Origin of the sequence: Chryseobacterium sp. YIM B08800 (genome assembly GCF_026163565.1) — a bacterium.
Lineage (GTDB): Bacteria > Bacteroidota > Bacteroidia > Flavobacteriales > Weeksellaceae > Chryseobacterium.
In genome coordinates, this window is record NZ_JAPDKN010000016.1 from 33,211 (window position 1) to 55,482 (window position 22,272).

Annotated in this window: 18 protein-coding genes and 1 tRNA gene; 12 read left to right on the forward strand and 7 right to left on the reverse strand. The window is 33.7% G+C overall.

All coding sequences use genetic code 11. The features are described 5' to 3' along the window. The first annotated feature begins 13 nt into the window (after positions 1 to 13). The 7 genes from OEW74_RS07545 to OEW74_RS07575 all read left to right on the forward strand — a co-directional run bounded on the left by OEW74_RS07545 (position 14) and on the right by OEW74_RS07575 (position 9,139). On the forward strand, positions 14 to 307 hold the full coding sequence (locus tag OEW74_RS07545) for a hypothetical protein (protein ID WP_265427892.1): 294 nt from the start codon (positions 14 to 16) through the stop codon (positions 305 to 307). Beyond that, positions 294 to 584, forward strand: a complete 291-nt coding sequence (locus OEW74_RS07550) for a hypothetical protein (RefSeq protein ID WP_265427893.1) — start codon at positions 294 to 296, stop codon at positions 582 to 584. The genes OEW74_RS07545 and OEW74_RS07550 overlap by 14 nt, the downstream gene beginning before the upstream one ends. Before the next feature lie 115 nt (positions 585 to 699). Then, positions 700 to 1,011 (forward strand): hypothetical protein, encoded by a 312-nt coding sequence (locus OEW74_RS07555; protein ID WP_265427894.1) that lies wholly within the window; start codon positions 700 to 702, stop codon positions 1,009 to 1,011. 2 nt (positions 1,012 to 1,013) lie between these two features. Continuing rightward, entirely contained in the window at positions 1,014 to 1,478 is a 465-nt protein-coding gene (locus tag OEW74_RS07560; RefSeq protein ID WP_265427895.1) for a hypothetical protein, read from the forward strand. A gap of 51 nt (positions 1,479 to 1,529) precedes the next feature. Further along, entirely contained in the window at positions 1,530 to 5,408 is a 3,879-nt protein-coding gene (locus OEW74_RS07565) for a phage tail tape measure protein (RefSeq protein ID WP_265427896.1), read from the forward strand. 3 nt (positions 5,409 to 5,411) lie between these two features. Continuing rightward, on the forward strand, positions 5,412 to 7,292 hold the full coding sequence (locus tag OEW74_RS07570) for a hypothetical protein (protein WP_265427897.1): 1,881 nt from the start codon (positions 5,412 to 5,414) through the stop codon (positions 7,290 to 7,292). 2 nt (positions 7,293 to 7,294) lie between these two features. After that, the gene (locus tag OEW74_RS07575) at positions 7,295 to 9,139 is read left to right on the forward strand and encodes a hypothetical protein (protein ID WP_265427898.1); all 1,845 of its coding nucleotides are present in this window, start codon (positions 7,295 to 7,297) and stop codon (positions 9,137 to 9,139) included. On the opposite strand, the gene OEW74_RS07580 is transcribed toward OEW74_RS07575, so the two are convergent. The 3 genes from OEW74_RS07580 to OEW74_RS07590 form a co-directional block, all read right to left on the reverse strand. Then, positions 9,136 to 10,353, reverse strand: a complete 1,218-nt coding sequence (locus OEW74_RS07580; RefSeq protein ID WP_265427899.1) for a phage integrase SAM-like domain-containing protein — start codon at positions 10,351 to 10,353, stop codon at positions 9,136 to 9,138. The genes OEW74_RS07575 and OEW74_RS07580 overlap by 4 nt on opposite strands. Before the next feature lie 150 nt (positions 10,354 to 10,503). Continuing rightward, positions 10,504 to 10,593: transfer RNA gene (locus tag OEW74_RS07585), tRNA-Ser, on the reverse strand. A gap of 60 nt (positions 10,594 to 10,653) precedes the next feature. Continuing rightward, positions 10,654 to 11,670, reverse strand: coding sequence for an asparaginase (locus OEW74_RS07590; RefSeq protein WP_265427900.1), 1,017 nt, complete (start codon positions 11,668 to 11,670; stop codon positions 10,654 to 10,656). An 84-nt stretch (positions 11,671 to 11,754) separates the two neighbouring features. Between OEW74_RS07590 and OEW74_RS07595 the strand changes: the two genes are divergently transcribed. Both OEW74_RS07595 and OEW74_RS07600 read left to right on the forward strand, forming a co-directional pair. After that, positions 11,755 to 12,426 (forward strand): TrmH family RNA methyltransferase, encoded by a 672-nt coding sequence (locus OEW74_RS07595; protein WP_265427901.1) that lies wholly within the window; start codon positions 11,755 to 11,757, stop codon positions 12,424 to 12,426. Positions 12,427 to 12,453: 27 nt separating this feature from the next. Continuing rightward, a complete protein-coding gene (locus OEW74_RS07600; RefSeq protein WP_265427902.1) occupies positions 12,454 to 12,990 on the forward strand; it encodes a hypothetical protein in 537 nt (178 codons plus the stop codon). Here OEW74_RS07600 and OEW74_RS07605 read toward each other — a convergent pair. The 3 genes from OEW74_RS07605 to tsaD are packed head-to-tail and all read right to left on the reverse strand — an operon-like array spanning position 12,983 to position 15,156. Beyond that, complete coding sequence (locus tag OEW74_RS07605; protein WP_265427903.1) at positions 12,983 to 13,681, reverse strand: RsmE family RNA methyltransferase; 699 nt, start codon at positions 13,679 to 13,681, stop codon at positions 12,983 to 12,985. The genes OEW74_RS07600 and OEW74_RS07605 overlap by 8 nt on opposite strands. 48 nt (positions 13,682 to 13,729) lie before the next feature. After that, on the reverse strand, positions 13,730 to 14,140 hold the full coding sequence (locus OEW74_RS07610) for a hypothetical protein (RefSeq protein ID WP_265427904.1): 411 nt from the start codon (positions 14,138 to 14,140) through the stop codon (positions 13,730 to 13,732). Further along, the gene (gene tsaD / locus OEW74_RS07615) at positions 14,140 to 15,156 is read right to left on the reverse strand and encodes a tRNA (adenosine(37)-N6)-threonylcarbamoyltransferase complex transferase subunit TsaD (RefSeq protein ID WP_265427905.1); all 1,017 of its coding nucleotides are present in this window, start codon (positions 15,154 to 15,156) and stop codon (positions 14,140 to 14,142) included. Before tsaD ends, OEW74_RS07610 begins: the two co-directional genes overlap by 1 nt. 4 nt (positions 15,157 to 15,160) lie before the next feature. Here tsaD and OEW74_RS07620 point away from each other — a divergent pair, with 4 nt between their 5' ends. From OEW74_RS07620 to OEW74_RS07630, 3 genes are all read left to right on the forward strand, one after another. Further along, positions 15,161 to 19,954, forward strand: a complete 4,794-nt coding sequence (locus tag OEW74_RS07620) for a translocation/assembly module TamB domain-containing protein (RefSeq protein WP_265427906.1) — start codon at positions 15,161 to 15,163, stop codon at positions 19,952 to 19,954. A 134-nt stretch (positions 19,955 to 20,088) separates the two neighbouring features. Next, positions 20,089 to 20,559: an Lrp/AsnC family transcriptional regulator gene (locus OEW74_RS07625; RefSeq protein WP_066678756.1), complete on the forward strand. Its 471-nt coding sequence runs from the start codon at positions 20,089 to 20,091 to the stop codon at positions 20,557 to 20,559. Between the two features lie 68 nt (positions 20,560 to 20,627). Beyond that, the gene (locus OEW74_RS07630; protein ID WP_265427907.1) at positions 20,628 to 21,017 is read left to right on the forward strand and encodes a hypothetical protein; all 390 of its coding nucleotides are present in this window, start codon (positions 20,628 to 20,630) and stop codon (positions 21,015 to 21,017) included. Between the two features lie 238 nt (positions 21,018 to 21,255). Here the strand turns inward: OEW74_RS07630 and OEW74_RS07635 are convergent, their stop codons facing one another. Then, positions 21,256 to 22,200 carry a transketolase family protein gene (locus OEW74_RS07635; RefSeq protein WP_265427908.1) on the reverse strand — a complete coding sequence of 315 codons (945 nt, stop codon included), beginning with the start codon at positions 22,198 to 22,200 and terminating at the stop codon, positions 21,256 to 21,258. Positions 22,201 to 22,272: the final 72 nt, after the last annotated feature.

The window sequence follows — 22,272 nt, forward strand, 5'->3', positions numbered from 1 at the left end:
AAATAAATATAAAATGCTAAACCCAAATTTAAAGTCTAAAAACCAAAGACAAAGTAAGTTTTTAGGCAACCGAAGAAGAAGATTGTTAAACAGAATTTTCGTTCCGGTACTTCCGGCAAATGCTGATCTCAGTGTAAAACAAAAAACAGATATTTTCTGTAAAACTTTTGCAGGAGTTTTTCATGTGAAATACAAATCTCAGGAAACAGGAAGATTTGCCCAAGGATTTGGTGCGACGCTTGAAATCGCTTTTACCAATATGCATAATCATTTTAACGAAAAATACCAGAGCTATGTCGGAGCATAAACTTACAGAAACCTACGGCTACAAAATATGCATTCTGCTTTCTTTTATGCAGGATAGAGCCGGTGCGAATAAAAATTTTGTCGACAGAATAATGACAATTAAAAGACAGGTAAGAATTGGCGACCCGATTGATGATGACGACCAATTATTTTTCAGTGATATTTTGGATGATGTCATCAGGATTGCAGACTTAGGCGAAAAACATGAAGATTTCGGTAAATTTCTTTACACACATGCCGATATCGATGCGTATCTTCCCACAAAGAATAATAACTAACTAACTAACTTTTTTATATTGACGCCCCGATGTCCTTTTATTAGGATATCGGGGTTTTTATTTTTGTTCTGCAGTTGTCCATCAATGTCCGGCAATTGTCTAACATTATAATGCTATGATTGACTATAAGGAAGAAATGATCACTGTTTTCTGTCGATATTTTGCCCCAATTGGCGAAATGGAGGACAAAAAAAATATGTCAACCACTGAAATAGACTTTCTTTTTCGGGGCATCATCCCCAATCTGCCAACCTCCGAGCATGATGTTTACGAGCTGATGAAAGAACTTGGTTTTGACCAGGAAAAAGTAATTGTTTACGAGACCAAAGTAATTACAGAAGAAAACCTGAGCAAAGGAATTCAGGAAGAAGTTGATATGATTCCCGTTGGTCAAATTTTTAAATGGATCGTTTTTGAAAAAGATTAAATATGGCACGTACATTCAACGATAAGCAAATCGGAATTCAGGCATCCGGAAGATTAACGGCTGCTTTGCGAGGTAAAACCCGTGGCTTTGCCAATCATTATAATGGTACATCAAGAGACAAATCACTTAAGGATGCAAGTGCAGTTCCTCGTTTTAAAAATTATGGTTTGGTGCGAAATGGAAATCGAAGTACTTATCTGCGCGCTATTTCTTTAAAGATGTCAAAACACGGTTACATCCGTCATTATGGTGTTGATATTTCCAGGAGCGCAGGAAGCAGAACCATAAAAGGTACAACCTATCACTTTAGAAATCACATGATGAAACAGCCTGCAAAACCATTTTTGGACGAAGTGCTTAGAAGGTCTGGAGTATTAAATTTCGTTTCTGAAAAAATCGCCGAAGCAAGAGGCGAAGAAATCGCTCAGAACATGGCAGTTTCTATTTCAAATTTCCAACGACAGTAATGTCCTTTTTTGAGCGACTGAACAATTCCATTTTTGGTAAAATTTTTATCAATGGCTGGAAGAAGCGTTCAATCGAATGTCGTTATCAGGATCAATGACCGTGAAATCACAAATTCATACCGAGGCATCGGCGCAGAAGTCAGTAGACTTCAGCGTGAACTTCGAGGAATGACCGTTGGTTCTGAAGAATATATCAGAACATCTCAACAATTGCGTACTGTGCGTGCGAGGTTTCAAGAAGTGAGAGATGAGATCAATGGAACTCGTAGAGATACAGAATCACTTTTTCAAATTTTTGCAGGAAATGTTGCTGCAAACTTCTTTGAAAACGCCACATCCAAAGCAATGGAATGGGGGCAACAGCTGGCAAAAAGAGTTGAAGACTTAGTCAAAATAAAATCTGCATTGTCTACACTCGATTCAGACCTTAAAGGCGCTGATCTTAATAAAGCTACAGCATCAGTTCAGGCAATAGTAGATACTTACGAGAAATCAGCAGAAGAAATTCAAAGTGCTATAAAAGGCATGAACGTCTTAACCGGTGATACCGAAAAATCTCTAAAATTAATTGTTGACGGTTTTGATTCCGGTGCCGATGCTTCCGGAGAAATGCTTGCGCAGATTAAAGAATATGCTCCGATGATGAAGGATGCTAAAGTCTCTGCAGAACAGATGATGGCAATCATTGCACAGACTGAAAAGATGGGCGTTTATGATGATAAAGGTATCGATGTTGTCAAAGAAGGAATGCTTCGAGTGCGTGAAGGTACTAAAGGAACAAAAGATGCTATGCGTGCTTTGGGAATTGATGTTGATGCCACTTACAAAAAAATTGCAGCGGGAACTATTTCCTATTTTGATGTTTTACAAACGGTTTCTGCAAAAATTGCTGATGTTGGAGCGGACAGTCGTATAACCGGAACTGCGATTGCCGATATTTTCGGAGGTCCCGGAGAAGATGCAGGATATCAGTATTTATCACAACTGAAAGATATTAATACCAATCTTGATACATTAGTTGTAAGCACAAATGAAACAGCAATTGCCAAAAAAGCTGAATTTGAAGCAAACGAAAAGCTCAATAATATTTGGGTAAATCTTACAGGAACAGCTTCTGTACTGAGTATAGCCTATTCAAAAGTAAAATCTGCATTGGCAGATATGCTTTCTATAATTTTCGACTTGGAAAACGAGGATCCTTCTGAAGAATATTTAAGAATGGCTCAGAAACTTCGACATCTTAAAGAAACGATACTTGCAGTAATTGCGGTAATGGCAAGTTACCGTGCTGGTTTAGTCCTTACGACTTTACTTACCCGTGGAGCATGGCAACAGACTTTACTTTACAATGCAGTACAAAAAGCAAAAGTAATAGGAGAGACAGTTGCAAGAGCATCTACATTACTATATGCAGCTGCGAAAGCTATACTTACTGGTAATATAGCGAGAGCGACGGCAGCTATGCGTGTTTTCAATACAACAACAAAGCTCAATCCTTTAGGTTTTTTATTATCTCTTTTGACAGCCGCAGTTGCAGCTTTTGTCATTTTCAGAAACAGGGTAAAAGAAGCGCGTGAAGAAATTGCTGTTCTGAGCCGTGAGCAAAGGCTGAATATGGAAATGCAGAAAGGCATGAGTAAGCAGGTTTTGCAGGATGTACAGGAACTTAAAAGAAAAATTGATCCTTTAATTAAAACATTAAATGATCAAAATAAAACCTTACAGCAAAGAAAAGATGCTTATGAACAATTAGTGAAAATTGCACCTGAATTCAGAGGAACTGTTGACAAAGAATACTATGCAACTTTGAAACTTAGTGAAGCGTATGGAACTTTGATTAACAGAATTACCAATCTAGCTAAAAAAAGAGCGCTTGAATCTTTAACATCTGAGAAACAATCAGCTTTAATCCGTGAAGAAGCTAAAATGGATATGTTAGCTTCTGAAAGAGAGGAAAATATCTATAAAATGACAGGTGTTTTTCCTGGTAAAACTTGGATTAAAGATCCTGATTTTAAACAATTGTCAGTAGTTGAAAGTAATGTGTTAGCAAACAGAAATAAAGTTTTGACTCTACAAATATCCGCATCTTCAAAAAAAGCTGAAAGCCTTCAAAAAGACATAGATGATTTGAACAGTACAATCGAAAAAAGATATGCTAATGTTTTTGATGACGATAAAAAGAAGGGAGGTTCTAAAGATTTCGATTTTGATAAGGCAGCTGAAGATGAAAAGAAGAAAAAACAGGCAGAAAAAGACCGATTGAAAGCAGAAAAAGACCGTAAAAAGGAGCTTGAAGAGATTGAGAAAGCAGAAAAGGAATCTCACGAAAGATTAATAAAACTTCAGGAAGAATATCAAACTTCAAAATCAGAAGTTATTGAGGATGAATTTCAGAAAGAAACTCAAAAAGAAGTAGACAGACGAAATCAGGAAGAAGCAAATTTTGAAAAACAAATTGTTGAACTTCAAAATCGAAAAGAGAAATCAAAATCTAAATCTGAGAAAGTTGATATTGATAAATCAATCGATCTTGTCAATAAAATTAACGAGCAGAAAGAGGAAGAGCATAAGCAAAAAATGTTGGCAATCCAGCAAAAATACGATGCGAAATTAATTCAGGATTTTATTGAAAATCAACAAAAAGTCAATAATGAAAAACGTGTAATTCGTGAACAAGAAATCAATGAGATAACCACTTACGAAGATTTTAAACAAAAATTATCGCAAAAAGGATTTCTTAAATTATCTGATGCCGAATTAAATGGTGTTAAAAATCTAGAAGACGCTAAAAAAGCTTTAAGGAGAAAGGCAGATCAGGAACTTTTAAAAGCTCAGTTAATTACTCTTCAGAAAACAAAAGAGATGCTTACATCTCAATTGGAATTTGTTTCTGGAGATTTAAAGAAGCAGATGCTTCAGGATTTAGCCAAAGTCAGTGAAGAAATAGCAAAAATTGTTGGTGATCTTCAGGGGACTTCGGGAGATCTTAAAAATCCTAAAGAAGAAATTGACATCTTAGGTTTTACAGCAAAGCAATGGGATGATGTATTTAACAACTTAGAAAATTTATCTGGTGCAATTGCTGGAATTGGAACTGCTTTTCAAGCCCTAGGAAATGCTGCTACGATGTATGGCGATTTACAAAGAGCTTTGGGGGAAAGAGAGCTTAAAAGTTTTACAAAAATTCAAGATTCTAAAAAGAATGAACTAGACAAAAAATTAGCATTAGGATTAATTTCTCAGGAAAATTACACTAAAGAAACAGAACTTCTAGATGCTCAACTTGCAAACAAACAAGCGGAAATTGAATATAAGCAAGCAAAAGCAGATAAAATGTCTAAACTTTTCTCCGCTGTAGGCGCAACTGCTTTAGGTGTTGCCAATGCCCTCTCAATGGGACTACCTGGTATAGCAATTGCTGCAATTGTAGGTGCGTTAGGAGCAATACAAATTGCAACAATCGCAGCACAACCACTTCCCGAACTACAATCTTACGCTGATGGAGGTTTTTTTGAGGGTTATACAGGTGAAAGCAATCTTCCCATTGACGAAACCGGAGAAAGACCTGTAGGATTAGTAAAATTACACCGCCGAGAATGGACGGCACCTAGATGGATGACTGAACACCCCGTAATTTCTAAAGATATACAACGTCTTGAATTTATGCGAGCCAACAAAATAACAAGTTTGGCAGAAGGTGGTTATCCTGAAAAAAACACGACAGCTTCTTCCACTTCTAGTGCGTCAAGTTCTTCAGAAAATTCTACAGCATTTTATGCAATTGCAACAAAACTTCTCAATATTCTTCAAAAAATAGACGACGATGGCGGTTTAGAAGCTTTCATCGTAGAAAATCCTGCTAATGAGAAGAAAATGCGAAGAATGGTAAAAAACAGAGAAAATTTAGAAAATAAAAACAAAAGATAATATATGATTTTTTCGATAACTCCGACATCGCAGGATGTTTTATATACAGAAGGTTCGGGTCTTGTTCAGGTGCAAAATGTCACAATTAATGCTCAGAATTCTACTCCAATTACAGTAGATGTTCAGTACATTAATACTTCAATTGATTGGATAACCGTATTGGTTTCCGGAATTTCAGGCAATCAGGCAACAGCAGAAATTTTTGTAGATGCAGACCAACTAACAGGAAGTCAATTTATTGCTAAAGTGTATTTTAAAGATGAAAATCAATTTGGACCAGTTCATACTATCAATCTGACAAAAACTACTCCGATTGAAAGACTGAAAACAGATAAAGCCAATTATACACTAATATATAATAGAATTAACAATACACTTTCTGGAGATCTAAATGTCAATATATTACATAATACAAGTTTGGAAAATCTAAACTTTGAAACGACAGGAACTTTATTTTTAGAAAAAAGCACAGTTAATAATTTTACTTTAGAAGATGATCCGGCATTTCCATTTTCAACAAATTCTGAACTCCCAACATCGGGGACAAAGGTTGTCAATTGCAGACTAAAAAAAAGCAATGCTAGTATTGCAACATCTTTTAACATAACTATTAATGTAGTCAATACAAATGATATTACCGCAGACTTACCGCTTGTCAATTTTACACAATATCGTCATTTGTCAGAAACAAAAACTTCTGTTTTAAAATTGACTAATCCTGGAAACGTGGATTTTAATGTGGTTTTTCCTGCTTTTGTAAATGTTTCTCCCACATCAGGAAACACTTCTTTAGATTTAACAATAAACACAGAGAATTCGGCTGTTTTAGCAGCACAAAAATATACAGGAGATATTATTATTTCATTTTCAGGTAAAACCTTAAAAATCCCAGTATCGGTAAATAATATTGATTTTATAGATTTTCCGATCAGCGATTATAATTTTTGCCTTGATGATTTTAAAATGTCGATTCAAAGAATTTCTGATACCGCTACACGGGTAAGAATTAAATTGTCTATAGAGATTGAATCTGCTGAAGGAAATATAATTATAGAACCGACTTATCAGATAGCTTACTTTAACGATCAGGCAACAACAGATATCGGAAGAAAAGTTCATCAACATTTTCCTGTTTTTTCAAAACCTATTTTTGAAAATCCGGGAGTTGAGTTTAATAATGTTTTTATTTATAAGCCCGCAAATGTCGCCGTTACCATTGAGGAACTAGATGCTAATTATGATGTCGTTTTTACAAAGACGATTTCGGATATTAAACTATTTCCAGGTAAAAAGCCGAAAATGTTTCCTGTCTTCAGTAATTTAAAACAGAAACGATTTTATGCTGAAACAGGGCATTTATTTAGCTACCTAACAACGGAAGTGCAGCCATCGGATATTGTTGGCAAAACAGTAACGAACAATCCTTTTTCAGTTGGTGAAATCAATTCTGTTTTTTTTGAAGATCTCCAAAACTTAATAAGTTTTGGAGATTATAAGCAGATTTTAGGTATCGATTTTCTCAGAATTCCAAAAGGTCATGATCAGATTTTTGTACAGTTTATGAATCAAAATTTAGTTCCTGAACTTATCGTTTTTAATGGTTTCTTTCAGTTTAATGAAGATTATACTCATAATTATGAAGACGCAGAAGGCTTCAGTGAAAAATACGATAGTAGTGTGATTAAAAAAGCAGTTTTGCAAACCGGATATCTATTTAAAGAAGAATCAAAAATGATTGAAGAGCTCTGCAAAAGTCCATTAACATTTATTAAAATAGAAAATGATGTTTATGAAAGTTTTCCAATTCCGGGTAAAATGACTTCCCAAAACTCTGAAAGTAATCTTGTGATTTTTGAAATTGAATTTTTAATTGTGATAAAATAACTATGGAAACAAAATTTATATCAGAATTCGGCTCAGAAGATTTAACTAATATTCCGATCAGCGTTGAAGAAAGCAATTCTAAGGTTGCTGATTCAATGTTTACAAAATTCACATTACCATTTGATAGTATTGCAGATTCAGATTTTATAAAAATATACGGCGATTATCTAAGCAATGAAAGCAACAATTTAAAAAATAAAATTGTCGGGAAATTTCAGTTTGAAAATAAATTACACGATGCTGAACGATTTATTCAATCGATCCAGGGAAATAAGTTGACTAATCAAATTGATTTCGGTTTTGAAGAGTTACCCAATTTTGACAAAAAGTTGTCTGAGCTTCCTTTAGAAAGTTTTGATGTTTCGGATATCCACATTTATGCAAAAGAAATTGCAGGAAAAACATGGCCACAAACAAATTTTAATTTTCCTAGAATATATACGAAAAAATATTCACCAGATCAGCAAGTTTGGCGGTCTTTTGATGGCTACTATAACGACCTTAATAATGACGGCTCTGAAATGCGAAGAAATTATGTAGATAATAACGGCGATATCTTTAATTTAAATATAATTCATCCTACTCCACATCCAATTTACGTGTTAATTACAGGTTTTAAGGATGCTGGGTTAGAGTTACAAGGAGATATTCTTACTGATCCTGTTTTACAAAAAAAGTGGATGTTTTCCGGAACCGAATATTTTGGTAAAGTCAATCAGTTTTCAAACGAAGTGAGAATTCTTTCTAATGAATCAATAAAGTCAGAATGGAAAGATCATATAAAATATGGAAATATCCTGATTTTCACTTATGGTAAAGAAGAACAATTAAATTTTCAGGATTTGGTTTTTGTAAATGTAACTTTCAGAGCAAAAGTTCAGGCAGATTGGACTTTAAAATTCAAAGTTAGAATCAATGGAAATGATATTTATTCACATGAAGAATATTACAGTCAGTTTTCTGATGTTACTAAAACTTTTCAAACGAGTATAAACGTCAATTTTGCTACAATTTCTTTTCATGTAGAAGGTGCGGTGGTTGGAATTAACGAAGTTTATGAGGTAATAAAGTATGAATTAAAATCTAACTCTATTATCACTGTAGAATCTGAGGCGCAGGATTTTGATAATTCTTTAGTGAAAAACGCTAACAAAATAGATCTTAAAAAAGCTGTTCCTGATATGACATTCGGTGAATATTTTAATATTTTAAAAAATTGGTTTAATTATGATTTAGACATTGTTGATAATGTTGCCATTATGAATAAAATCAATACTGAAGAAATAACTGATGTAAATGATTTTACGAATTATGAGGCTAAATTTCCAAAAAGAACTTTTTTAAATAAAAAATCATGGCTGTTAAAATTTGATGAACTTGATAATGATGTAAAAAAAGACTCTCTTTTTTTTGATTCTGCAGGAGTAAAAATTAACGGCTCTGAAAATGAAGAAACAAACGTTATTGAAATTAACGGTTATGTAATGCCTGTAAAACTTCCGAAAGAAAATGGATATAACACAGCAATTGTGATGAAAGATTCTTCGAATACTCTTGCTTTAGTAGATTATGATGGTTTTAAGAATGGGCAAAACAATGCTAATTCTGTGTCAGACTGTGATTTCCCAGATCTTTTTTTGACACATTGGAAGAGATGGCTTCAAATACGTTTAAATGGTCAGGAATTTAATTGGACAGCAATAATAAAAATATGGCACATGTCATTATTTAATATCAAAGACTACATCTATGCGTACAACAACATTCACATCATTAAAAACTGGAGTAAAAATAAAATAAGCAGAGATTATTATCAAGTAGAATTTACAACAGAAACAATTTCTTAAGCCAAATCTTTGTATTCGGCATCAGAATGAAATTCTTTTTCTTGAAAAATAACAGCATCAATAATTTTCCTGTGAACTTCATCTTTGATCTTTACAGGAAATTTACCTTCATAGATAGAATGGGTATCATTTTGGGCGTGACCGACTAATTCTTTAATAATATCTCTATTTTGATATAGTTCTTTACTTCCAATATGAATAAAAGAATATCGGGGCGTTTTTGAATCCACATGAGATTCTATGCCTAATTTTTTAAAAAGTTCTTTTGTTCTTACAACATAACTTTTTCGATAGTTATCGTATGAGAATTTATGTAAAGGAGTTAAATATTCGGAATTTTCATCAAAAAAATAATCTAAAATTTCTTTAGCTTCCGGAAAAATATAATTGTTAATAACTTCGTTGGTGTTGCCTTTATTTCTGATAAATTTTATTCTATTATTTCTGATATCAGATTTCTTTATAGAAGCAATATCAATAAAATCTAAGCCACCCAAAAAAAAGCATAGCATAAAATATCTGTAATATTGATGATCTAAAGGATTTTTACATAAAATCTTCATTTCTTCAATCGTTAAATATTTATCTTTTGTTGGAGCGGTTTTTTCCATAATTCCTTTGAAAGGTGATACAGTCGCTTCTGGAATATAAATACCCCTTTTTACGGCTTCATTATATACTGCCCTAATTGATTTGATGTATGTATTTATCCCTCCTGCAGAGCATGTTTTTGATTTTTCAATTTTAAATCTAGTTAAAAAATCATAGTTGATTTCATCATAACTAACTGATTTTTGGAATAATTTCCAAACATGTAAGTTACCTCTGTAAATAGAAGCATTTCCTCCGGTTTTAATTGGTTTATTTTTATTTTCTAATTTTTTTTCTTCTTCAGTAATTCTTTCCTCCCAAAATGTGTAAATACATTCATAATTACCTAACAATAAAGTTTGAATTTGACGAGCCGTTCTTTTTTGTTTAGAGTTTTCAATTTTATTAATTTTGATTTTTAAATCCAAAATTTCACCGATAATTAGATTGTATTGAGGGTGTGATTTTTTGGGTTCCTGCTTTTTAGAGTCCCAATCTTCCGATGAAGAGTAGTATTTTAGAGAAGTATATACTCTGTCGGCTTTTGAAACAAAAATAAATAAAACAATAGGAAAACCTTTTTTTCTAGGTCTGTCAAGGTCAATAAATATGCTTATATTCATCTAAATTATTTGAAAAATGTTAGGAAAATGTTAGGACAAAGATATGATTTTATACATATTTTGTACATATTTAAAAATATTATCAAATAATTTTTTAGCGAAATAATAGGTTTTGAAAATGAAATAAGGTGTTGAAAATCAACACCTTATTGGTAGAGAGGATGGGATTCGAACCCACGATACAGTTACCCGTATACCACCTTTCCAGGGTAGCTCCTTCAACCACTCGGACACCTCTCTATGTTTTGAAGACTGCAAAAATAGGCTATTTTATTGAATCTACAAATTCTTAATTTAAAATTACTCGCTTATTTCTCCACAGATATTTCTTGCAAAATTATCAGCAAAACTTCCGTGATAATTAGGATTGTCAATAAGATGCATTGCCTTAGTAATCGCAGATTCTGCAGTCATATCTCTTCCGCTTATGGCTCCTATTCTTGAGAAAATATTAGAGTTTTCATATTTTCCAAACGAAATTCCGCCTGAAATACATTGACTTACCACAACAATTTCAGTTCCGTTATTTCTGATTTGCTGTAAAGTTTCCAAAGTTTTTTCGCTGCTGAAAATTGTTCCCGAACCGAAAACCTGCAAAATCAACACTTTCATTTTCGGAATTTCTTTAAAATGATTCAGTTTCATTCCCGGGAAAATTCTCCAGAAAAGAACATCTTCAGAAATATGTTCGTCTACATGAAATTCAATTCTGCCGTCACAACGGAAAAGATTATCCTTATCAATTTTCAAATGAACTCCAGATTGTCCCAAAATAGGGTAGTTCGGACTTGCATAGGCATCAAAATACTCCGCAGAATATTTTAAAGTGCGGTTTCCACGCAACAATTTATATTCAAAATAAATCGCAACTTCCTGTATCACGGCTTCGTTTTCTTCATAAAAACTTGCATAATACAAACTCGTCAGAAGATTTTCTTTTGCATCTGTTCTTAAATCTCCAATCGGAAGTTGTGAGCCTGTTAGAATAACTGGTTTTGTTAAACCTTTCAGCATGAAACTCAACGCAGAAGCAGTATAAGACATCGTGTCTGTTCCGTGAAGAATTAGAAAGCCGTCATATTTTTTATAATTGTCGAATATAAGATTGGCAATTACTCTCCATTCTTCCGGTCCCATATCGGATGAGTCGAGTGGTTGTGCAAAAGGATGCACGAAAACTTCGCATTCCATCAATTTCATTTCGGGCATTTTTTCAAAAATATTTCCGAAATCAAATGCACGGAGACTTCCGGTTTCGTAATCTTTTTCCATACCAATCGTTCCGCCGGTATAAATCAGAAGGACTTTTCGCTTCATTTTTTTATTTAAATTAAAGATTTTAAGTTCCTTTTCAGGTTCAGAATTTCAAAATTACGTTAATTTGCAAAGATTTGAAAGAAGATGAAAGATTTAGAGAAAACTTACGAATATTTACAGCAATTTTTAACGGAAGAAAGATTAAGAAAAATTGAGCATTTTGCTCCTGAAAGTTCAGATTTTATACTTCCGGTGATTGAGGATATTTATCAGTTTAGAAATGCAGCAGCAATTGTGCGTTCTGTTGAAGCTTGTGGTTTTCATAAGGTGGTGGCTTTGCAGGAAGAGCATAGCTTTGAGCCTAATTTAAGAGTGACAAAAGGTGCAGATACCTGGGTTGAAGTTGAAAGACTTCCAAGAAATATGGAGTCTTTTCAGAATATTAAAGACAGAGGTTATAAAATGGTGGCAGTTTCTTTAGAAAAAAATGCAAAATTTTTACCCGAATACGAAATTACCGAACCGATTGCTTTGGTTTTCGGAACTGAAATGGAAGGTGTTTCAGAAGAAATTTTAGACTTTGCGGATGAAACTTTGGCGATTCCGATGTATGGTTTTACAAGAAGTTTTAATGTTTCTGTTGCTGCCTCAATTTGTATGTATGAATTAAAACAAAAGCTAATAAGATCTAATATTGATTATAAGTTGAATGAAGAAAAGCTTCTGAGAATGAAAATCCGTTGGGCGGTCAATTCGATGAGAAGCGGGAACCAGATTTTTGAAAAGTATTTAAAAGACAATAATTTTAGCTTTTAAGAGTTATTATTAAGATTTTAAATCATCATGGTGAGATTATTTCCTGTTTTATTTTTGCTTTTATCTGGTAGTGTGTTTTCTCAATTGAAATTTGATACGCTTTCTCATAGAAAATTAAAAACTACGGTTACTCCTGCAATATTAGTTGGTTATCATTATGCAGGTGACGCAAAAGATAATACAGAAACATTCAGAGCGTCGCAAATGCACATCATTGAAGTTGTTTTTGCCAGAATCATCGAGTATGGCGGAAATCACGGTGCTGCAAAAGTATATTATGCAGGAAGTGATTTTATTTTTAATAACCGATATGATTTTTTTATGTCTCCTAAAATTGGGGTAAGTTCTAGCGCAGGAATTGCTTTGGGTACTGAAGTACAGTTCCAGACCAATTTTGAAAAAGTAATTCCGCGAATTATGCCGTATTTTGGATTTGGTGGCGGTGGCGGAAAGCTGACTGTCGGATATAATTTCAGATTAATGAAAGCCGAAAATTTTCCGATCAATACTCTTCAGGTAGGAATTACCTGGCCGATAAAAAGATTTAAAGAGAAAACTATTTAATCATTTTGTTGTAGTTCCACGCAGCTACAAAAACTCCCGCAGTTTCAGTTCTTAGTCTTTGATTTCCAAGAGAAACCGCTTTAATTCCTCTTTCCGCTAAAAATAGAATTTCCTTATCCGAAAAATCTCCTTCAGGACCAATCAGAAAAGTATAGTTTTCTAATTTTGGAATTTCATTTAAAGCAATTCTCTCTAAATTTTCGTTGCAATGAGCTACAAAAGTAGTTTCGGGATTTATATTTTTCAAAAAATCCTGAATTTTAATTAAATCATTAATGACAGGAAAATGAAATCTCAAACTTTGCTTTGAGGCAGCAATCGCCTGTTTCCTTAATTTATCAACGCTGATATTTTTACGTTCTGTTTTTTCGGTCTGAAGAATGGTAATTTCAGAAATTCCCATTTCTACTGCTTTTTCCACGAAAAATTCGATACGGTCAATATTTTTTGTCGGAGCAATCGCGATGTGAAGTTTAGGATTAAAATCTGGAGTTTCCGTTTTGATTTCAGCAACCTCAATTCCGGCTTTTTTTCCTTCAATAATCAATGTTCCGGAAGCAAGATTTCCTTTTCCGTCGGTTACATGAATTTCTTCACCATCTTTCATACGAAGAACTTTTACAATGTGTTGCTGTTCTTCATCATTAATAATTGTTTTTCCGTTATTGATTTCTCCAAAAAAAAGTTTCATAAAAAGGAATTTTTAGAATCTGTCTGAGTTTAATTAAGTTAATATTCTTTAAAAAAATATCTCATTTTCACTTATAAATGCCACTCCGGTTTTTATCGTAGTATAAATGTCCCCTTCACAATCTCTGTAAGAGCACATGTAGATTTCTTCAACCCAAAGATTATTCATAAAAATTAAATTTAAATATTCCTTTTTCCTTAAATTATTTTTGATGGATAAGTAATCTCCTTCTTTTGGTTCAAAATCAAAATTGAAAACATTTTCAGCGTTGATTTTTTCAATGATTTCTTCCTTTACGTTTTGAATAAAACCAGTTTCCGAACTAATCATTTGAAAATCATCTTCATCAAATTCTGCTGAAGTATCATTTTTTCCTGTTATCGTTTCTAAAACCCAATAATATTTTGAGTTCTTTTTAGACTGTGTTCCCAGTACTTTTTCTTCTAATAATATCTTCATTACAAATCGTATTTTGAGGTTGCTGTGGTTCTTAGATCTGTAAATTCTCCTCTTTCAAATTTAAGTTGTGCAACCATTGCAATCATCGCTGCGTTATCGGTGGTATATTCAAATTTAGGAATGTAAATATTCCAGCCTAATTTCTCGTGATTGTCCTGCATTACTCTTCTCAATGCTGAATTGGCAGAAACTCCTCCAGCAATGGCAACTTCTTTTATATTTAAATCTTTTGCAGCTTTCTCTAATTTATTCATTAAAATTTCGATGATGCATTTCTGAACCGAAGCGCAAAGATCATTTATATTTTCTTTAATGAAATCAGGGTTTTTCTTTACTTCTTTCTGAATGAAATAGAGAACCGAAGTTTTAATTCCGCTAAAAGAATAGTCGTAATTGTCTAATTTAGGTTTATTAAATTTAAAAGTATCAGGATTTCCCTCTTTTGCCAATCGGTCAATAATTGGTCCGGCTGGATAATCTAAATCGAAAATTTTCCCGATTTTATCGAAAGCTTCACCGGCTGCATCATCGGTTGTTTTTCCGATAATTTCCATATCAAAATAATCTTTTACCAAGACAATCATCGTATGTCCGCCACTTACGGTAAGACACAAAAACGGAAACTTAGGCGGCACAGGATTTGCATCGTCAATGAAATGCGCTAAAATATGCGCCTGAAGGTGATTTACTTCTATTAAAGGAACATCTAAACTCATAGCGAGCGACTTAGCAAAAGAAGTACCTACAAGCAAAGAACCCAAAAGCCCAGGACCTCTGGTAAAGCCTATGGCTGAAATTGCATTTTGTTGTATATTTGCTTTGAGTATAGATTTTTCAACAACAGGAATAATATTCTGCTGATGGGCACGAGAAGCCAGCTCTGGAACAACACCACCATATTCTTTATGGATTTCCTGATTGGCTGCAATGTTTGAAAGAATAGAATTTCCTTTGATAATAGCTGCTGAAGTGTCATCGCAAGATGACTCGATACCTAAAATTATAGAGTCGCTCATAATAATGGCAAAGTTAGAGAATAATAACGAAAATGAGAACAAAAAATCGGTAGCTGAAAACCTGGGAGATCAGGTACAAAAAACCGTAGAAAATGTTCAGGAGACTGTGAAAGAGGCTTCTGAACTGGCTTCAGACGCTATAAATCATCCGATAGATACTGCACAAGAATTTGGTAAACAAGCTGCTAAAGATGTTGTAAGCTATTCTTGGTGGGCAAAACTTTTATTGATTCTTTTCTGGACGCTTCTTTCAATTATCGTTCTTGTTTTTATTGCCATTAATTTACCTGTTACCAAAAGATGGGCTGCAGATCAGGCTTTACAGATTGTCAACAGAGATTTTAAAGCTAAAATGTCTACCGAAAGTGTAGAGGTTGATTTCTTTGGAGATGTTACCATTAAAGGTTTGAGGATAAAAGATTATAAAGGTTTAGACTTTATTAAAGCAAGAGAGTTTAAAGCTAATTCCGATTGGTTTTCTTTAGCGACCAATATCGGGAAAAATAATTCTTTAAGTTTTAACGGATTGACGCTTAACAATGCAGACATTAAAGTAATTACGTATAAAGGCGACAGTATTTCAAACTTCATCCGTTTTACCCAACTTTTTGACAGCGGTAAAAAAAGAGATCCTAAAAAACCACCTTTCCAACTGAACGCACGTTTAGAAATTTTAAATTCAAAAGTTTCTATTGTTAATCAAAACTCTCCGGGAGAGCCAGGGAAATGGTTGACAGCAACCAATGTAAATCTGATTGCTCCAAAAGTTAAAGTCAATGGAGCGGATATTAACGCCCGAATTGACAATTTTACTTTCATCACCAAAAGATGGGGAAAATCTCATTTTGTAGAAACTTTTTCTACTGATTTTTCAATGACTCAGGATTTTCTGGCTCTTGGAGACCTTACTTTAAATACAGATCATTCGCTTCTTCAGGGAGATATTAAATTTAATTTAAATAAAGGTTCGTGGGCGGATTTTACCAACAAAGTAAAGTGGGACATGAATATGAAGCTGGGAAGCCAGATAAGTGGTTACGATATCTCTTATTTTGTGACCAACTGGGATAATTTTATTCCGTTTAATGCAAGCGGGAAAATGACGGGACCGTTAAATCATTTTACTTTAGAAAACTTTCTGATTAGAAACCCTTCGGTAAATATTGCAACAAAAAAACTGAAAGCCAATCATTTACTAAAAGGTGATTTCACGATAGAAACCGAAAATCTTTCGGCAGATTTTACGTATAAAGATTTGAAAGCAATGATGCCGACTTTCGTTTCCTCAAAGATGAAAAACTTTGCGGATGATTTTGGTAAATTAAAATATAACGGAACAGCGAAAGTCACTCCGAAACAAGTTTATGTTTCTTCAGGAAATTTGATGACGGGAATTGGGCAGGCAAAAATTTCAAATTTCTCTTTAACAGATTACAGCTCACCTTTGCCTAAATATAAAGGATATGCAGAAGTTAATGACTTAAATACTTCCGTCATTACCAAAAGCAAAGCGGTTGGTTTGATTTCCGGTAAATTTAATTTGGATGGACAAAGTTTTGATGTCAACACAATGCGTCTGAGCACAAAATCTCAGATTTCCAGCATTGAAATCATGAATAAAGAAATCAATAATGTGGTTTTGGATGGTCTTTTAGATCATAAAAAATACAACGGATTGATTACTGTAAATGACGAACAGGCAAAAGCAACTGTAAAAGGTTTAATAGATTTCAGTACCTCAAGAATTTCTGCCAATGTAGATGCAGATGTTGCTTATTTAAATATGAATTATTTTACCGGCAAAGCTGGAAGTCAGATTGTAAACGGTAGAGTAAATGGGAAAATGACAATGTCAAATATCAATGATTTGAATTTGGATGTTGAAGCCTCCAATGTGAATTTTGCAACGGCTGACCAAAAATATCATATCCCGAATGCTAAGCTGAAAACTTTTGTGGAAGGTGGAGAACGTTCTATTTTGGTTGATGCTCCAGGCACAGTAAACGGAAAAATTTCTGGGAAATACAATCTTGATGATTTAGCAGGAATGGTTGAAAATGGTTTAGGGAAAATTTTGGTTGGTCCTGAACCAAGAAAATTATATCGTGGACAAACTTTCGCCATGAATTTTGATGTTGAACAAGGTTTGGTTGCTTATTTTATGCCTGATTTAAAGCTTCCTCAAGGTGCAAAAGTGGAGGGAGAATATGACGGTAATTCAAATAATTTAATTCTAAATCTTGATGCAGCTTCTTTGAAGTACATCATGACAAAAAAGGAGGAGATAACTGAAGCAGACAGAGCTTTAGCAGAAGCGAATCCTGATTATAAGCTTGATGATAGAGTAGCGGTTACAAGAGACAGCGCAATGGTTGACAGTGTAATGGTGAGAATTAATACCGCCAATACCGAACAGCAACTTTACGCAAAAATAAGCAGACTCGAATACAATAAAAATATTCTTAAAGATCTTATTCTTACAGGCAAAAATGAAAATAATTCAGTTTTAAGAATTGCTACAAGTTTTAAACACGGAAGCCCTGAAGATGAAATTAATGAAAGTCTGAAAGATTATGCGATTAATTTTAACCAGTCTACAAATCCTGATGGAGATTATGTTTTCAGATTTGAGCCAACTGAAGTTAATTTAAATAATGTAAAATGGTCGATTGATACCAATCCTGAGCTTGATCATTATATAAGTTACCGAAGAAAAACATCTGATTTTGAAGTTCATAATTTGAAAATTTATTCGGATGATAGTTCATTACTAATCAATGAATCTATATTTAAATCTGCGAAAGATTTTTATGTGGATGCAGAGATTCAGAACTTTGCCATAGAAAAACTTTTAGAAATGCAGTCGGGTGGAAATCCGATGGATATTAAAGGTTTAGCCAATGGTAATGTGAAAATCAAGATGGATAAAAACACATTGCAGCCTTTGGTAGATCTTACTGTAGACAATATCATGATGAATGGTAATGATATGGGAGATGTGACAATTTCTGCAGTCAATGGTTTTTCTCTAAATGTATATGACGTTGATGTAAAAGTGGCTTCAGCCGGAGTAATTGGAAATAATAACCTGCACTTAACGGGAACGGTTAATAACAATACTCCAACTCCGACGATTGATTTAACAACAGAATTAAGAGATTTTGATCTTGCCTTTACACAACAGTTTGTACAGAGTATTTTCGGAAATTTAAGAGGAAAAGCAACGGGTGATTTGAAAATTAATGGTACTCTTAAAAACCTAGATTACAGTGGAGATATTGCTTTAAAAGAATTTGGTTTAAAACTATTATTTACAGGAGTAGATTACTCGTTTGATGATACAGTCATTCCGCTTTCTAAAGGATTGGCAATTTTAAACAATATTGGAGTTCACGACGGAAGATCAAATTCTTCAGGATCAATTTCCGGGGCGATACAGTTTGAAACTTTATCTTCAATGGGTGTCAACCTTGTTATGAGAGCCGATAATTTATTAATGTTAAATACTACTCAGAAAGATTATGATCTATTTTGGGGAAGAGTTTACGGACAAGGCGATTTATATGTCGACGGACCTGTTTCTGCTTTAAACCTTTCTACTCCAAATATGAAGGCTTTAAATGGAAGTACATTTACTTTCAACTCAAGTTCTACTTCTAATGTTGAAGAATTTAAAATGCTGAGGTTTTTGAAGGAAGGAAAAGACGGTTTGGTTACTTTAGAAGAAAAGAAAAAGACCGGAGCCAATATGAATATCGATTTCAGTTTGGATGTTGATAAAGGTACCACAGTAAACGTTTTGGTAGGTGATGATGTAGGAAATATTACCGTAAAAGGAATGGCAAATAATCTGAGATTCCAGATGAGTCGACAAGGAAATATCGCCATGAACGGATCTTATATGGTCGACAGTGGAACTTTTGTGTCTAAAGCGATTCTTAACAGAACTTTCCAGATTCAAAAAAACAGCAGCATTAGATGGGATGGTGACGCAATGAAGCCGGCATTGGATATTTCTGCCAATTATGTGAGAATGGTTTCCAATGCAGGAGATTATTTAAATATGGGACAATTACAGCCAATCAGTGTATTGCTACAAGCAAATATTACCAATACTTTGAATGATCCTAAAGTTGCTTTAAATGTTACTGCGCTTGATGTTTCGAGTCAGGTAAAAGAAACTTTAGCCGCAAAAATTAATCAGACAGAAGGTGAAAACGTATTACAGTTTGGTTCTATTTTGTTGTTGAATATGTTTAATGTAACCAATTCAGGAGGTGGATTAAATATTGATGCCGCAGGAATTGCAGAATCTTCTGGTTATAATATGTTACTAAAACAATTAGGTTCTGTTTTAAATACAGTAAGTAGTGAATTTCAAATTGATTTGAATTACGTAAAAGGAAACGATCAGTTTTCTAACAGTGGAGACAGAGCAAATGCCGGAGTAAGTTTTGATCTGTCACCAAGAATTACGGTAAAAACAGGTTTGGGAATCCCACTTTCAAGAACAGAAAGTACAAGCAATAATTATCTCTCTGGTGAAGGGTCTGTAGAATATGATATTTCTAAGAAAAACGACGGTACACTGGTCTTAAGAGGTTATTCTAAACCTACCAACATCGGTATGGGTGTAGGAACGGTAGGTACCAATGGCTCTGCTAATCAGGCTTATGGTGGTGGTATCGTTTGGAGTAAAAGCTTCAATTCTTTATTCAAAAAGAAGAAAAAAGACAAAAAGTCAGCTACTGACAAAGTTGAAATAAAAACAGATTCTGTAAAATCAAGTGGCAAATAGCTGTAAATTTTTAATGATTTTTATCATACATGTTAATTATTGTTAATATTTGATATTATTTTTTTAGTTTAATTATTTTTTTTAATTTTGTAAAAAATTTATTGATTTTTTAGGAAAAATATAATTTCACTAATATGAACTATCAACTGGACGAAATAGACAAGAAAATTCTTGATTTCTTAGTAGAAAACACAAGAATGCCTTTTACAGAAATTGCTAAGCAGATGGATGTTTCTGCGGGTACAATTCACGTAAGAGTGAAGAAAATGGAAGATGCAGGTATTATTTTAGGATCATCTCTTAATCTTGATTATGGTAAATTAGATTACCATTTTACAGCTTTTATCGGAATTCTTTTAACAAAATCAAACCGTACACAAGAGGTTTTGAAAGAGTTAGGAACGATTCCAAACGTTATCGAAGCGAGTGTTATCTCAGGAAAATATAATATTTTCTGCAAGGTAAGAGCTAAAAATACTAACGACGCAAAAAGAATTATCTATCAGATTGACGACATTCAGGACGTAATGAGAACTGAATCTATGATCTCTATGGAAGAATTCTTAAGCGATAAAAACAGATTGATCAACGCAATCTCAATTTAATCGAATTTTAGACGATATAAATACTAAAGAACTTATGAAATCATTCATAAGTTCTTTATTTTTGTACTATGGAAAAGGAATATAAAGAATATAGCTATTTTGATGTAGATCCGAAGAAAGGATGGGGTTTTATTTTGGCTTTGGCTTCTCTGCTCTTGTTTACAATTATGGGTATGGGAATAGATATTGACGAGTATCTTCAACATGAATATCTCAATATACCAAGATGGTATTTCTACGTGATTTTTACGATCGACGCTTTGATGATCATAAGCCTTATTCTGATGTATTTTTACAGAAAAATAGGGATGTTTGCCTTTCCTGTGTTATTGGTTCTTCATTTCCTGATGCATAATTATTATTTATCAACTTTCTTATATACAGATGTCACCAATCTTTTCCTTTTTACAGGATTTGGAATGTTGGCAATTATTCCGAAATGGAAATTTTTCAAATAATCTTTTAAAGATATTTTTATAAATAGAGGTCGGCAATTGTCGGCTTTTTTTGTTGTAATCTTATCTTAAATGCATCCGAAGAGACTAATGAGTGGATTGCTCCGTAGGAGCAAAACCTGTGTAGCAATAGGATATGGACGGTGTACAGGTGCGCTCCGTAGGAGCGCTATCTTCAATAAAATCAAATAAAAAAAGCATCCAAATATTTGGATGCTTTTCTCAATTTCAATTGAAATGATTATGCTAAAATTCTTTTCACCGCTTCTTTTACAGCAGCAGCGTCAATTTTATATTTTTTCATTAATTCAGCTGGTGTAGCAGACTCTCCGAAAGTATCATTTACCGCAACGAATTCCTGTCTTGTAGGTCTTTTTCTAGCTAACATTCCCGCAACTGATTCACCTAAACCACCTAAGTAGTTGTGCTCTTCAGCAGTTACAATTTTACCTGTTTTTTCAACAGATCTCAAGATGATTTCTTCGTCTAGAGGTTTAATTGTATGAATGTTGATTACTTCACAAGAAATCCCTTCTTTCTCTAATTCATCTGCAGCAACCAAAGATTCCCAAACTAAGTGACCTGTTGCAACAATCGTTACATCAGTTCCTTCTTGAAGCATAATTCCTTTTCCGATTTCGAAAGGCATATCTTCCGGAATGAAAACTGGAACAGTTGGTCTACCAAATCTTAAATATACAGGACCTTGGTGGTCTGCAATAGCAAGAGTTGCAGCTTTTGTCTGGTTGTAATCACAAGGATTAATTACCGTCATTCCAGGAAGCATTTTCATCATCCCGATATCTTCCAAAACCTGGTGAGTTGCTCCGTCTTCTCCTAAAGTAAGACCTGCGTGAGAAGCACAGATTTTTACATTTTTATCTGAATATGCGATTGACTGACGAATTTGGTCATATACTCTTGATGTAGAGAAGTTAGCAAAAGTTCCGGTAAAAGGAATTTTTCCCGTGATGCTTAAACCTGCAGCAAGACCCATCATATTTGCTTCTGCGATACCCACTTGGTAAAATCTTTCAGGAGCTTTTTCGATGAATTTTTCCATTTTCAAAGAACCGATAAGGTCTGCACACAATGCAACTACATTTGGGTTTTTATCAGCCAATTCGGCTAAACCAGCCCCAAAACCTGAACGTGTATCTTTTTTTTCTGTATATGTATATTTCATGAGAATTTCTAATTTTTGATATAGAATCATGTAACCTTACGGTTTCATTTTTATTTCTAATTATTAAAGATT

Excerpts from the sequence above, each read along its gene's own strand:
- OEW74_RS07620 (WP_265427906.1), top strand. The coding sequence starts at position 15,161 with ATGGCAAAGTTAGAGAATAATAACGAAAATGAGAACAAAAAATCGGTA.
- OEW74_RS07565 (WP_265427896.1), top strand. The coding sequence starts at position 1,530 with ATGGCTGGAAGAAGCGTTCAATCGAATGTCGTTATCAGGATCAATGAC.
- OEW74_RS07630 (WP_265427907.1), top strand. The coding sequence starts at position 20,628 with ATGGAAAAGGAATATAAAGAATATAGCTATTTTGATGTAGATCCGAAG.
- OEW74_RS07575 (WP_265427898.1), top strand. The coding sequence starts at position 7,295 with ATGGAAACAAAATTTATATCAGAATTCGGCTCAGAAGATTTAACTAAT.
- OEW74_RS07545 (WP_265427892.1), top strand. The coding sequence starts at position 14 with ATGCTAAACCCAAATTTAAAGTCTAAAAACCAAAGACAAAGTAAGTTT.
- OEW74_RS07600 (WP_265427902.1), top strand. The coding sequence starts at position 12,454 with ATGGTGAGATTATTTCCTGTTTTATTTTTGCTTTTATCTGGTAGTGTG.
- OEW74_RS07580 (WP_265427899.1), bottom strand. The coding sequence starts at position 10,353 with ATGAATATAAGCATATTTATTGACCTTGACAGACCTAGAAAAAAAGGT.
- tsaD (WP_265427905.1), bottom strand. The coding sequence starts at position 15,156 with ATGAGCGACTCTATAATTTTAGGTATCGAGTCATCTTGCGATGACACT.
- OEW74_RS07560 (WP_265427895.1), top strand. The coding sequence starts at position 1,014 with ATGGCACGTACATTCAACGATAAGCAAATCGGAATTCAGGCATCCGGA.
- OEW74_RS07635 (WP_265427908.1), bottom strand. The coding sequence starts at position 22,200 with ATGAAATATACATATACAGAAAAAAAAGATACACGTTCAGGTTTTGGG.
- OEW74_RS07555 (WP_265427894.1), top strand. The coding sequence starts at position 700 with ATGATTGACTATAAGGAAGAAATGATCACTGTTTTCTGTCGATATTTT.
- OEW74_RS07595 (WP_265427901.1), top strand. The coding sequence starts at position 11,755 with ATGAAAGATTTAGAGAAAACTTACGAATATTTACAGCAATTTTTAACG.
- OEW74_RS07570 (WP_265427897.1), top strand. The coding sequence starts at position 5,412 with ATGATTTTTTCGATAACTCCGACATCGCAGGATGTTTTATATACAGAA.
- OEW74_RS07605 (WP_265427903.1), bottom strand. The coding sequence starts at position 13,681 with ATGAAACTTTTTTTTGGAGAAATCAATAACGGAAAAACAATTATTAAT.
- OEW74_RS07550 (WP_265427893.1), top strand. The coding sequence starts at position 294 with ATGTCGGAGCATAAACTTACAGAAACCTACGGCTACAAAATATGCATT.
- OEW74_RS07610 (WP_265427904.1), bottom strand. The coding sequence starts at position 14,140 with ATGAAGATATTATTAGAAGAAAAAGTACTGGGAACACAGTCTAAAAAG.
- OEW74_RS07625 (WP_066678756.1), top strand. The coding sequence starts at position 20,089 with ATGAACTATCAACTGGACGAAATAGACAAGAAAATTCTTGATTTCTTA.
- OEW74_RS07590 (WP_265427900.1), bottom strand. The coding sequence starts at position 11,670 with ATGAAGCGAAAAGTCCTTCTGATTTATACCGGCGGAACGATTGGTATG.